Raw genomic sequence first — 12,217 nt, 5'->3', positions numbered from 1 at the left:
CTCCATATCCGCTTAACGTGGGTGGTTAAGAAATCGTTCACGCGCGTGGGTGGGCGCGATCATACACCTCCAGCAGGCGGGCGGTGTCTACGCCCGTATAGACCTGCGTCGTCGAAAGGCTTGCGTGGCCCAAGAGCTCCTGGATGGTGCGCAGATCCCCGCCACCTGCCAGCAGATGGGTCGCAAAGGAGTGGCGGAGCGCATGCGGTGTCGCGGTCTCCGGCAGGCTGAAAGCGGAGCGCAGCTTCTGCATTTCCCGCTGAATGATCGCCGGCTGGAGTTTTCCACCGCGCGCCCCGCGAAACAGAGGCTCGTCCGATGCCAGCATGTAAGGGCTGAGCTTCTTGTAGGCTTCCACCGCATCGAGCACGATCGGCAGCAGCGGCACGATGCGGGTCTTGTTGCCCTTGCCGGTGATGCGCAGCGAGGTGGCGCCCGGTGCGAAATCAGCAGGGAGGAGCCCCAGCGCTTCAGAGATACGCAAGCCGCAGCCGTAAAGCAGCGCCATCACGGCCGTGTCTCGGGCTGCAATCCAGGGCTCCTCATGCAGGGGTGCATCTGCCGCCATCAGGCCCAGTGCCTGGCGGTCGGTGAGCGGCTTCGGCAGAGATTTCGGCTGTTTCGGCGCACGAACTGCGCCGGCCGCTGCGGCGTTCACGAGACCCTTGCGCTCGAGATGGCGGAGAAAGGATCGCAAGCCCGCCAGATGTCGACCGAGCGAGCGGGCGCCGGCGCCTTCGCGCCGCCGCATGGCGAGAAAGGCTCGTAGGTCGGCCGGTCGCAGGGTGCGGATATCGCCGAGCTTCGGCGGGCCGCCGAGATGGCTGGTGAGGAATGTGAGGAATTGCCGCGTATCGCGTTCATAAGCGTCGAGCGTATGGCCGGACAGCCGGCGTTCCTGAGCCAGGCTTTCCAGCCATTCGCGGCGCTTTTCGACAAGATCCGGCGCGGCGATGATCAAGAGTTCGTTCAATCCGGCACCTGTTGATTCACGGAGGCAGTGCCCCAGATTGCTGTCGACGGGGTTACGAATTCCTAAAACGGCAGGCAAGTATGTCATTGTTAGATCACAGACGACTGAGATATAGGGTGGGGCCTGTTTACGGGAGTTTGCATGGCGCGCCGTGATTCCATGACCACGTTCGGGCAGTTCGCAGAAGCGATTGCCCTGGTTTCCCACGGTAGACCCGGCCACATTGTCGATACCCTAATCGCCGAAAGAGGCGAACGAATCGTCAAGCATCCGCTCTGGCCGGTGATGCGCCCCTTCCTTTATACATTGCTGCGTTATGGCAGGGCGATCGAATTCGCCAATGACATTGCGAATCTGCCGGGCTTTCAGTCCTTCGAGTACATGAGCAACCTCCTGAAACTCGATGTTAAGGTGGAGAACGCCGAACGGATACCCGAAACCGGTGGTTTCATTCTTGTCAGCAATCATCCGACCGGCATCGCGGATGGTGTGGCGGTGTTCGACGTTTTGAAGACACGGCGACCCGACATGATGGTCTTCGCCAATCGCGATGCCGTGCGCGTCAATCCGCGGTTTGCCGAGATGATAATTCCCGTCGAATGGCGCGAGGAATTCAAGAGCAAGCTGAAGACGCGCGAGACGCTGCTGCTCACCAACAAGACCGTGGAAAACGGCAAGGTGATGGTGCTCTTTCCGTCCGGCCGCATCGCCTATTGGGCGGACGGAAAGCTCAACGAGCGGCCGTGGAAAACCTCGGCCGTCGGGCTTGCCCGCAAGTACAATTTGCCGATACTGCCGGTGCACATGCGGGCGCGCAATTCCGGCCTCTTCTATTGGTTCGCCAAGTGGTCCACCGAGTTGCGCGACATGACTGTCTTTTACGAACTCCTGAACAAGAAGGGCAACCGCTTCGATTTCACTGTCGGACAGATGATTCAGCCGGATCAGCTGGACGGCGATGTTACCGAAGTGACCAGGGCGCTCGAGTATCACACGATCTTCGAACTCGCCGCGGACGGCAATTCCCGTTTTGCCGGCCCGCCTCGGGATTGATGCGCATTTCGGCTTTGTCAGCGATCATGTAGAAGTAGGGACATGCAGCTTCGCTCCATGTCCGCCGCCAATTACCGCTCGCTCCGCGCGATCCGCATGGATATCGCCGGCGTCAACCTTTTCATCGGCGAGAACGGCGTCGGTAAATCCAATCTCTACCGGGCACTGCAGCTCGTGCAGGCCGCCGTGCGCGGAAATCTGGCCCATGAGATCGCCGCCGAAGGCGGCATGTCGTCGGCCCTCTGGTCTGGTCCGCGTCGTGAGGAGAAGAATTTTCGCATCAAATTCGAAGTCGAGCTCATCGATGAGGAGCGGGCGATAATCTTCCGCTATCGTGTCGAGGCCGGGCTGCGCCCGCCGGCAGCGGCCGGCTTCGCCTTCGAGCCGCAGATCAAGATGGAGGAGCTTTCGATCGAGACCGGCTCCCGGCCCGTGACGATGATGAAGAGGGCAGGGCCAGGCATCATGGTCCGCGGTGAACGCGGGCGTATGGAGGAATATCCGGAGCGGGCACTGGCTTCCGAAACCGCGATCGCGCTTCTGGGCGATGCCGGACATTATCCGGARATCGGTACTTTTCGCCGTGCGATCGATGGCTGGAGGTTCTATCACGGCTTCCGCACCGACCGGGATTCGCCGCTCAGGCAGCCGTGCCTTGCGGTGACCTCGCCGCTTCTGGATGAGGATGGCAGCAATCTCGCGGCCGTGCTGGCGACCCTTACCCATATTCGCGAGGATACTGTCGAGCTCGACCGAGCCATCGCTTCGGCTTTCAACGGAGCAAGGCTTTCGGTGCCGCCTCCTGGCGTGTATGCGGATTTCGGGCTTATCTTTCCCGATTTTCCCAAGCGGGTTTTCCAGCCGCGCGAGCTTTCCGATGGGCAAATCCGTTTTCTCGGTTTGGCGGCAGCGTTGATGTCCTACCGCCAGCCGCCGCTGATTGCGCTCAACGAGCCGGAGGCAAGCCTGCATCCGGACATGCTGCCGCCGCTGGCAGATATGGTCGCCGGCGCGGCGCACAGCAGCCAGGTTTGGGTCGTTACCCATTCGGAGCAGCTTGCAGAATCGGCTGAAGCTCGATGCGGCACACGCCCTCGCCGGGTGATCCGCCGGGACGGTGCGACGTGGATCGACGGGATGCGGCTCACCGGTGCGATGGATAACGAGACGGAATAGCCGCTACGCGCTCTTTATGGTTTTCTTTTATTTCTCATCGGGGCATGGTCCCGGCTGATGGACAAGGATTCTTCCGATCTCTTCGGCACGCTGTTCGAAGCGCCCGCGGTAAGCCGCGTGGTGCCTGTCCTGGTGCCGCTGCCGGTGCCGGGCCCCTATAGCTATGCCGTGCCGGAAGGCGCTCATGTGGAACCGGGATCGGTCGTGCAGGTGCCGGTCGGTCCTCGGCAATTAATCGGCGTCGTCTGGGACGGCGAGAACGACGAGACGCTCGACCCGAAGAAGCTCAGGCCGATCACGCTGGTCTTCGATTGYCCTCCGCTTTCGAAGGAGATGCGCAGTTTCATCGAATGGGTGGCATCCTATACGCTTTCGCCTCCGGGTCTGGTGGCACGCATGGCGATCCGGGCGCCGGCGGCTCTCGATCCCGAGCCAATGGTGGAGGGGCTGCGCTATCTCGGCGCAGAGCCGGAGCGGATGACACCCGCCCGCTTGAAGGTCCTCCAGCTTGCCGGCGATGAAGACGTGCCTTGGACCCGCAGCGGGCTTGCGCATGCGGCCGGCGTTTCCTTGAGCGTGATCGACGGTCTGATAGCTCAGGGCATTTTCGAAACGATCTTCCTGCCCCCTCCGCCGGTGGTCGCCAAGCCGGACCCGGATTATGTGGAGCCGCGCATCCAGGGACCACAGAAGGAAGCCGCAACGGATATCGTTCAGGCGGTCCGCCAGGGCGGCTTTTCGGCCTCGCTCATCGACGGGGTTACGGGATCGGGCAAGACGGAGGTCTATTTCGAAGCGATTGCCGAGACGCTGAAGCGCGGAAAACAGGTGCTGATCCTCTTGCCGGAGATCGCGCTTACTTCGAGTTTCCTCGAGCGCTTCCAGGATCGGTTTGGCGCCAAGCCCGGCGAATGGCATTCCGATCTTTCCCCCCGGATGCGCGAAAAGGTGTGGCGCGGCATTGTGACGGGCGAGGTGCGCGTGGTGGCAGGCGCCCGATCGGCGCTCTTCCTCCCCTTCGAAGAGCTTGGTCTCATCATTGTCGATGAAGAGCATGATCCGGCCTACAAGCAGGAAGATCGCGTCTTTTATAATGCCCGCGACATGGCGGTCGTGCGTGCCCGGATCGGTGAGTTCCCGATTGTGCTGGTTTCCGCCACGCCCTCCGTCGAAAGCCAGGTGAACGGTCTTTCGGGGCGCTATAATACGGTTCATCTACCGACCCGCTTCGGCGATGCCGCGCTGCCGGATCTTCATGTCGTGGACATGCGCCGGCATCCGCCGGAAAGGGGAGGGTTTCTCTCGCCGGTGCTGCTCCGGGCGATCAGCAAGACCATCGAACGCGGCGAACAGGCCCTACTCTTTCTCAATCGCCGCGGCTATGCGCCCCTGACGCTCTGCCGCGTCTGCGGTCATCGCTTCCAATGTCCACAATGCTCGAGTTGGCTGGTCGAGCATCGTTTCAAAAACCAGATCCAATGCCACCAGTGCGGCTATGCCGAACCGACTCCCGAAGCCTGCCCGGAATGCGGCACGCTCGATCATCTGGTCGCCTGCGGACCGGGCGTGGAGCGGATTGCCGAGGAGGTGGAAAAGCATTTCCCCGATGCGCGGACGATCGTGATGTCCTCCGATCTCCTCGGTGGCGTCAAGCGCATGCGTCTGGAACTGGAGGCGATCGCCAGGGGCGATGCGGACATCGTCATCGGCACACAGCTCGTCGCCAAGGGCCACAATTTCCCGCTGATGACGCTGGTGGGCATCGTCGATGCGGACCTCGGGCTTGCCAATGGCGATCCGCGCGCAGCCGAGCGAACCTTCCAGCTTCTTTCGCAGGTGACGGGGCGTGCTGGGCGAACCGGCCTGAAAAGCCACGGCCTGCTGCAGACCTTCCAGCCGCAGCATCCGGTGATGCAGGCGATCGTCTCGGGGGATGCCGGAGCCTTCTACGAGCGGGAGATCGCCGAGCGGGAAAAGGCGATCCTGCCGCCCTTCGGACGTCTCGCTTCGCTTATCGTTTCGGCCGATACCAGAGCGGATGCGGAAGGCCATGCCCGCGGCTTGCGGGCAGCCGCCCCGCATGTCTCCGGGATTTCCGTGCTCGGCCCCGCCGAGGCGCCGCTTGCGCTGGTGCGTGGCCGGCATCGCTTCCGGCTGCTGGTGCATGGCCGGCGGAATTCCGACATGCAGGCATTCCTGCGGACCATGTTGGCAAACGGCCCCAAACAGAGGGGCTCGGTGCAGATCCAGGTCGACATCGATCCGCAAAGCTTTCTCTGACCGGTTTTTGCGGCTTGCTGCGGTATGCGATAAAAACACCGCGAATCGATTGATTTGAGGGCGGCATGGAAATCTATTTTCCCACCGAGCTAGGGGAACAGCTCGCGTTTACCGGGGCAGCGGCAACGGCGATCATCGGCCTTTTCGTGCTGGTCTTTCCGGCTACCGTGCTTCGTCTTTCCGCCTTTCACATCGGGGGCATCCGGCCGGAAGGCTATGCCTCCGTCCGCTCGATCGGCGCCCAGTATCTGGGCCTCGGCCTCCTGCCGATCCTGCTGGCGCAGGACTGGCTCTATATGGCGCTTGGAATTGCACTTGCTTTCGCGGCAATCGGACGCCTGTTGGCCTGCATTCTGGATCGGGCATTCACGCCACGGAATATTCTGATTTTCCTACTTGAGGTTGTTCTCTCCGTCGGTCCGCTCGCCTATGTCTTCGGCTATCTGTAAGACGTGCATTTGGCCGGCCCAATCGAAAAGCCGCCGATATTCCGCTGCTTGCGCCATAAAAATCGATTGAGCCCTTGCGCGGCAGGCTTTTTCCGTTATCACGCGTGTTGCGAGTCCCTACATCCTATGCTAGACGGACCGCGAAAGTCAGAAAGGGTAGGGCCGGCGCCCTGCAGGTTCTGGGGAATAATCAAACGATTTCAAGGCCTTGCCGGATCTCTCCCGGGAGGTTTGGCGCTTGGATGGCAATTCAGGGAAACTGTGCCCGTGGCTGACACGTCCCAGCTTATTTCCGGTGTGGCGGAGCGTTATGCTTCGTCGCTTTTCGAACTCGCTCTCGAAACCGGATCGATCGATGCGGTCGGAGCCGATCTCGATCGTTTTCAGGCGCTGATGGACGAAAGTGAAGACCTGCGGCGCTTGGTCGCAAGTCCGGTATTTTCCGCTGAAGATCAGCAGAAGGCTGTGGTCGCCGTCGCCGAAAAGGCCGGCGTGAAGGGGCTCGTCGCCAATTTTCTGAAGGTCGTTGCCGGCAATCGCCGCCTGTTTGCGCTGCCTGGCATGATCCGCGCCTATCGCGTGATCGCCGCCGAGCATCGCGGTGAAGTCACCGCCGAAGTCACTTCGGCCCATGCGCTGACCGTGGCGCAGGAAAAAGAACTCAAGTCGGCGCTGAAGGGCGTCACTGGCAAGGATGTGGCGATCGCCGTCACGGTCGATCCGTCGCTCCTCGGCGGCCTGATCGTCAAGGTCGGTTCTCGCCAGATCGATACCTCCCTTCGCACCAAACTTTCCACCCTTAAGCTTGCACTGAAAGAGGTTGGCTGATGGATATCCGCGCCGCGGAAATTTCCGCAATTCTGAAGGATCAAATCAAGAATTTCGGCCAGGAGGCTGAAGTTTCCGAAGTTGGACAGGTTCTTTCCGTCGGCGACGGCATTGCCCGCGTCTATGGTCTGGACAATGTTCAGGCCGGTGAGATGGTCGAGTTCCCGGGCGGCATCCGCGGCATGGCGCTGAACCTCGAAACCGACAACGTCGGTGTGGTTATCTTCGGTTCCGACCGCGACATCAAGGAAGGCGATACCGTCAAGCGCACCGGCGCGATCGTCGACGTTCCGGTCGGTCCGGAACTGCTCGGCCGCGTTGTCGACGCGCTCGGCAACCCGATCGACGGCAAGGGTCCGATCAATGCGACCCGCCGTGCCCGCGTCGACGTCAAGGCGCCCGGCATCATTCCGCGCAAGTCGGTGCATGAGCCGATGTCGACTGGTCTCAAGGCTATTGACGCTCTCATCCCGGTTGGCCGCGGCCAGCGCGAGCTCGTCATCGGCGACCGCCAGACCGGCAAGACCGCGATCATTCTCGACACGATCCTGAACCAGAAGGCCATCCACGACAATGGCCCCGAGAACGACAAGCTGTTCTGCGTGTATGTCGCCATCGGCCAGAAGCGTTCGACGGTTGCTCAGTTCGTCAAGGTTCTCGAAGAGCGTGGCGCGCTGCAGTACTCGATCATCGTTGCCGCGACGGCTTCCGATCCGGCTCCGATGCAGTATCTCGCTCCGTTTGCCGGCTGCGCGATGGGTGAGTACTTCCGTGACAACGGTCAGCATGCCCTGATCGGTTACGACGATCTTTCCAAGCAGGCCGTCGCCTACCGCCAGATGTCCCTGCTTCTGCGCCGCCCGCCGGGCCGCGAAGCCTATCCGGGCGACGTTTTCTATCTGCACTCCCGTCTGCTCGAGCGTGCTGCAAAGCTCAGCGACGAAAAGGGTGCCGGCTCGCTCACCGCTCTGCCGGTCATCGAGACCCAGGGCAACGACGTTTCCGCGTTCATTCCGACCAACGTGATCTCGATCACCGACGGCCAGATCTTTCTTGAAACCGACCTATTCTACCAGGGCATCCGTCCGGCCGTGAACGTCGGTCTGTCGGTTTCCCGCGTCGGTTCTGCCGCGCAGATCAAGGCGATGAAGCAGGTTGCCGGTTCGATCAAGGGTGAACTCGCCCAGTATCGCGAAATGRCCGCCTTCGCCCAGTTCGGTTCGGATCTCGATGCCGCAACGCAGCGCTTGCTGAACCGCGGTGCGCGTCTGACCGAACTCCTGAAGCAGCCGCAGTTCTCTCCGCTCAAGACGGAAGAGCAGGTTGCGGTGATCTTCGCCGGCGTGAACGGCTATCTCGATAAGATCGCTGTCAACCAGGTCGGCAAGTTCGAGCAGGGTCTGCTCTCCTACCTCCGTTCCGAAGGTAAGGCTGTTCTCGATGCGATCCGCACCGACAAGCAGATTTCCGACGATACGAAGGCAAAGCTGAAGGCGGCGCTCGACAGCTACGCCAAGTCTTTCGCCTGAGAACGGATCAAGCCTAACTAACCCCCAGGGGACCGATAACGGATGCCTTCACTTAAGGATCTGAAAAACAGGATCGCCTCCGTCAAGGCGACGCAGAAGATCACCAAGGCGATGAAAATGGTCGCCGCGGCGAAGCTGCGCCGTGCGCAGGAGGCGGCCGAAGCTGCCCGTCCTTACGCGGAGCGCATGAACAAGGTGCTGGCGGACTTGAGTGCCGCAAATGCCGGAAACGCGGAGGCTCCGCGTCTTCTGGCAGGGACGGGCCGCGATCAGGTCCACCTTCTGGTGGTGGCTACCGGCGAACGCGGGCTGGCGGGAGGATTCAACTCCTCCATCATCCGTCTGGCCCGCGAGCATGCCCTGAAGCTGCTCGCCGAAGGCAAGACCGTCAAGATCCTGACCGTCGGTCGTAAGGGCAACGACGTTCTGCGCCGGAGCTTCCGCGAGAACATCATCGACTACGTGACCTTCCGCGAAGTGAAGCAGCTCGGTTTCGCTCAGGCAGACGAAGTGGCCCACAAGGTCCTCGCATTGTTCAACGAAGGCGAATTCGACGTGGCGACGCTGTTCTATGCGCGCTTCCAGTCGGTGATCTCGCAGGTTGCGACGGCTAGCCAAATCATTCCCGCCAAGTTCGAAGTCTCGGAAGCGGCGGATGCATCCGCCGCGCTCTATGAGTACGAGCCCGGCGAACAGGAGATACTCGAGGACCTGCTGCCCAAGAACGTGGCTGTGCAGATCTTCCGGGCGATCCTGGAAAACAACGCTTCCTTCTATGGCGCACAGATGAGCGCGATGGACAACGCCACGCGCAACGCCGGTGAGATGATCAACAAGCTGACGCTTTCCTACAACCGCCAGCGTCAGGCTCAGATCACCAAGGAACTCATTGAAATTATTTCGGGCGCGGAAGCGCTCTGAGCCAGAGAAAGAGGGTAAGAAACATGGCTAAAGCAGCTACCCTGAATAAGGCCGCGTCCGTCGGCAAGGTGACGCAGGTCATCGGCGCTGTCGTTGACGTCGCATTCGAAGGCGATCTGCCGCCGATCCTGAACGCGCTCGAAACCGACAACAACGGCAATCGCCTCGTTCTCGAAGTCGCGCAGCATCTCGGTGAAAACTCCGTTCGCACTATCGCGATGGACTCCACCGAAGGTCTCGTTCGCGGTCAGCCGGTCAAGAACACCGGTGCTCCGATCTCCGTTCCGGTCGGCGATCAGACGCTCGGCCGTATCATGAATGTCATCGGCGAGCCTGTGGATGAAGCCGGCCCGCTCTCGACCAAGACCCTCCGCGCCATCCACCAGGATGCTCCGGCCTATGTCGAGCAGTCCACGGAAGCGCAGATTCTCGTCACCGGCATCAAGGTTGTCGACCTGCTCGCTCCTTACGCAAAGGGCGGCAAGATCGGCCTCTTCGGCGGTGCCGGCGTCGGCAAGACCGTTCTCATCATGGAACTCATCAACAACGTTGCGAAGGCGCACGGCGGTTACTCCGTGTTCGCGGGCGTTGGTGAGCGTACCCGTGAGGGCAACGACCTTTACCACGAGATGATCGAATCGGGCGTCAACAAGCATGGTGGCGGCGAAGGCTCCAAGGCCGCGCTGGTTTACGGCCAGATGAACGAGCCGCCTGGCGCCCGCGCCCGCGTCGCCCTGACCGGTCTGACCATCGCTGAAGACTTCCGCGACAAGGGCCAGGACGTTCTGTTCTTCGTCGATAACATCTTCCGCTTTACCCAGGCCGGTTCGGAAGTGTCGGCTCTGCTCGGCCGTATTCCTTCGGCCGTGGGCTATCAGCCGACGCTCGCGACCGACATGGGTGCGATGCAGGAACGCATCACCACCACGACCAAGGGCTCGATCACCTCGGTTCAGGCCATCTATGTTCCGGCCGACGACTTGACCGACCCGGCACCGGCAACCTCGTTCGCCCACTTGGATGCAACGACGGTTCTGTCGCGTTCGATCGCCGAAAAGGGTATCTACCCGGCCGTCGATCCGCTCGACTCCACTTCGCGCATGCTCGACCCGATGGTCGTCGGCGAAGAGCACTACGAAGTCGCCCGCAAGGTCCAGACGACGCTGCAGCGTTACAAGTCGCTTCAGGACATCATCGCCATCCTCGGCATGGATGAACTGTCCGAAGAGGACAAGATGACGGTCGCCCGCGCCCGCAAGATCGAGCGCTTCCTGTCGCAGCCGTTCTTCGTCGCCGAAGTCTTCACCGGTTCGCCGGGCAAGCTTGTCGCTCTCGAAGACACGATCAAGGGCTTCAAGGGCCTGGTCAACGGCGAGTACGACCACCTGCCGGAAGCTGCCTTCTACATGGTTGGCTCGATCGAAGAAGCCATCGAAAAGGCCAAGAAGCTGGCAGAGGCTGCCTAAGCAGTACAGAGCGGGCGCGTCGCGCTGCGACGCGCCTCTGCATGCAACACGTGAAGAAGTGAACCGCTATGGCCGACGCTTTCAACTTTGAACTGGTTTCGCCGGAGCGCCTGCTTGTCTCGGAGAAGGCGACGGAAGTCGTCATTCCGGCAACGCTTGGCGAGATGACGGTTCTGGCCAATCATGCGCCCACGATGACCACGGTCAAGCCGGGCGTCGTCACGGTGAAGCTGGCTTCGGGGCAGACGAACCAATACGTGGTGTTCGGTGGTTTTGCCGATATCCTGCCGAGCGGCTGCACGCTCCTTGCCGAGGCGGCCGTGCCGATGAGCGAGATCAACCGCGAGACGCTTCAGAAGCGCATCGACGCGACCAAGGCCGATGTCAATGCCGCGACCAGCCACGAGCACAAGACGAAGCTTGAGGAGTATCTGTCGCAGTTGACCGATCTGCACGGCGCGATCCTGCCGGCCTGATCTGGACAAAAATGGGAAATCATCAAGGCGGCTTCAAAGCCGCCTTTTTCCTTTTATCGCTGCGTTGCGCGCTGGCCATTTGCCGACCGGCGGAAATGGTTGGGCTAAGAGGCGCAGTTGTATCAAGGGTCGGAACGCGCTAGCCCTTGCATGGGAGTGAGCGCCGATGATCGACAAGCTGGAATTCTTCATTGCATTGGCCCGCGAAGGCCATTTCGGCCGTGCGGCGGAAGAGTGCGGTATAACGCAACCGTCGCTTTCGGCGGCCATAAGGCAGCTCGAGGATCAGCTCGGCGTCCAGCTTGTGGTTCGCGGCTCGCGCTTCCAGGGCCTTACCCCCGAGGGACAGCGGGTGCTCGAATGGGCGCGGCGAATTGTGGGCGATGCCCGCACCATGCGGGAGGAGATGCGCGCTGCTCGGAAAGGTCTTGCGGGCCATATCCGTCTTGCCTCCATTCCTACCGCGCTGGCGATGATTCCCCGGCTCACAGAGCCTTTCCAGGAAAAGCATCCCGATGTGACCTTCTCGGTCGTATCCCGCAACTCGCTGCAGGTGCTCTCCCAGCTCGACAATTTCGAGATCGACGCGGGCATTACCTATCTGGAYAACGAACCGCTCGGCCGAGTCACCAGCGTGCCTCTTTATGCCGAGCGCTATAATCTGGTGACGGCGGAGGGCACGCAATATGCCGACCGCGAGCAGGTCACCTGGAAGGAAATGGCCGATCTTAGGCTTTGTCTATTGACGCCCGACATGCAGAACCGTCGGATTATCAATCTGCATCTCGCCGAGGCGGGTGTGACGGTGAAGCCGATGCTCGAATCCAATTCGATGGTGGTGCTGCTTTCGCACGTGGGTACCGGCCGCTGGGCCAGCATTATGCCGCGCAATGTCGCTCGCTCCTTCGGGTTTTCGAAGCAAATACGCACCATTCCGATCGTCGAGCCGGAGGCAAGCCATATCGTCGGTCTCGTGGCGACACATCGCGAACCGTTTACGCCTCTGGTCTCTGCCTTGCTTCATCAGGCGCGCAGCCTCACGCCGGCCGCCATGGCTTGATAGCTT

At 61.2% G+C, this 12,217-nt stretch carries 11 protein-coding genes; 10 read left to right on the top strand and 1 reads right to left on the bottom strand.

Annotation, left to right across the window (positions count from 1 at the left end; all coding sequences use genetic code 11):
• Window positions 1-37 precede the first annotated feature (37 nt).
• Window positions 38-973 carry a tyrosine recombinase XerC gene (locus LCM4573_RS09610; protein WP_071006058.1) on the bottom strand — a complete coding sequence of 312 codons (936 nt, stop codon included), beginning with the start codon at window positions 971-973 and terminating at the stop codon, window positions 38-40.
• A gap of 141 nt (window positions 974-1,114) precedes the next feature.
• On the opposite strand from LCM4573_RS09610, the gene LCM4573_RS09605 reads away from it, so the two are divergent.
• The 10 genes from LCM4573_RS09605 to LCM4573_RS09560 all read left to right on the top strand — a co-directional run bounded on the left by LCM4573_RS09605 (window position 1,115) and on the right by LCM4573_RS09560 (window position 12,211).
• On the top strand, window positions 1,115-2,026 hold the full coding sequence (locus LCM4573_RS09605; RefSeq protein WP_071006057.1) for a GNAT family N-acetyltransferase: 912 nt from the start codon (window positions 1,115-1,117) through the stop codon (window positions 2,024-2,026).
• Window positions 2,027-2,068: 42 nt separating this feature from the next.
• Window positions 2,069-3,202 carry an AAA family ATPase gene (locus tag LCM4573_RS09600; RefSeq protein ID WP_071006056.1) on the top strand — a complete coding sequence of 378 codons (1,134 nt, stop codon included), beginning with the start codon at window positions 2,069-2,071 and terminating at the stop codon, window positions 3,200-3,202.
• Between the two features lie 57 nt (window positions 3,203-3,259).
• Window positions 3,260-5,482, top strand: a complete 2,223-nt coding sequence (locus LCM4573_RS09595; RefSeq protein WP_071006055.1) for a primosomal protein N' — start codon at window positions 3,260-3,262, stop codon at window positions 5,480-5,482.
• 65 nt (window positions 5,483-5,547) lie between these two features.
• Entirely contained in the window at window positions 5,548-5,931 is a 384-nt protein-coding gene (locus LCM4573_RS09590) for a DUF4345 family protein (RefSeq protein ID WP_071006054.1), read from the top strand.
• A gap of 261 nt (window positions 5,932-6,192) precedes the next feature.
• Window positions 6,193-6,759 carry a F0F1 ATP synthase subunit delta gene (locus tag LCM4573_RS09585; protein WP_116285411.1) on the top strand — a complete coding sequence of 189 codons (567 nt, stop codon included), beginning with the start codon at window positions 6,193-6,195 and terminating at the stop codon, window positions 6,757-6,759.
• On the top strand, window positions 6,759-8,288 hold the full coding sequence (atpA, locus tag LCM4573_RS09580; protein WP_071006052.1) for a F0F1 ATP synthase subunit alpha: 1,530 nt from the start codon (window positions 6,759-6,761) through the stop codon (window positions 8,286-8,288). The genes LCM4573_RS09585 and atpA overlap by 1 nt, the downstream gene beginning before the upstream one ends.
• A gap of 42 nt (window positions 8,289-8,330) precedes the next feature.
• The gene (locus LCM4573_RS09575; protein WP_071006051.1) at window positions 8,331-9,209 is read left to right on the top strand and encodes a F0F1 ATP synthase subunit gamma; all 879 of its coding nucleotides are present in this window, start codon (window positions 8,331-8,333) and stop codon (window positions 9,207-9,209) included.
• 23 nt (window positions 9,210-9,232) lie between these two features.
• Window positions 9,233-10,675 carry a F0F1 ATP synthase subunit beta gene (gene atpD, locus LCM4573_RS09570; protein ID WP_071006050.1) on the top strand — a complete coding sequence of 481 codons (1,443 nt, stop codon included), beginning with the start codon at window positions 9,233-9,235 and terminating at the stop codon, window positions 10,673-10,675.
• Between the two features lie 68 nt (window positions 10,676-10,743).
• Window positions 10,744-11,151, top strand: coding sequence for a F0F1 ATP synthase subunit epsilon (locus LCM4573_RS09565; RefSeq protein WP_071006049.1), 408 nt, complete (start codon window positions 10,744-10,746; stop codon window positions 11,149-11,151).
• A 166-nt stretch (window positions 11,152-11,317) separates the two neighbouring features.
• Complete coding sequence (locus LCM4573_RS09560) at window positions 11,318-12,211, top strand: LysR family transcriptional regulator (protein ID WP_071006048.1); 894 nt, start codon at window positions 11,318-11,320, stop codon at window positions 12,209-12,211.
• Window positions 12,212-12,217: the final 6 nt, after the last annotated feature.

Source organism: Rhizobium sp. LCM 4573, assembly GCF_001854865.1.
Taxonomy (GTDB): domain Bacteria; phylum Pseudomonadota; class Alphaproteobacteria; order Rhizobiales; family Rhizobiaceae; genus Neorhizobium.
This window is presented reverse-complemented; position numbering and strand designations above follow the sequence as displayed.

Coding starts and splice junctions, on each gene's coding strand:
- LCM4573_RS09605 (WP_071006057.1), top strand. CDS start 1,115: ATGGCGCGCCGTGATTCCATGACCACGTTCGGGCAGTTCGCAGAAGCG.
- LCM4573_RS09565 (WP_071006049.1), top strand. CDS start 10,744: ATGGCCGACGCTTTCAACTTTGAACTGGTTTCGCCGGAGCGCCTGCTT.
- LCM4573_RS09590 (WP_071006054.1), top strand. CDS start 5,548: ATGGAAATCTATTTTCCCACCGAGCTAGGGGAACAGCTCGCGTTTACC.
- LCM4573_RS09575 (WP_071006051.1), top strand. CDS start 8,331: ATGCCTTCACTTAAGGATCTGAAAAACAGGATCGCCTCCGTCAAGGCG.
- atpD (WP_071006050.1), top strand. CDS start 9,233: ATGGCTAAAGCAGCTACCCTGAATAAGGCCGCGTCCGTCGGCAAGGTG.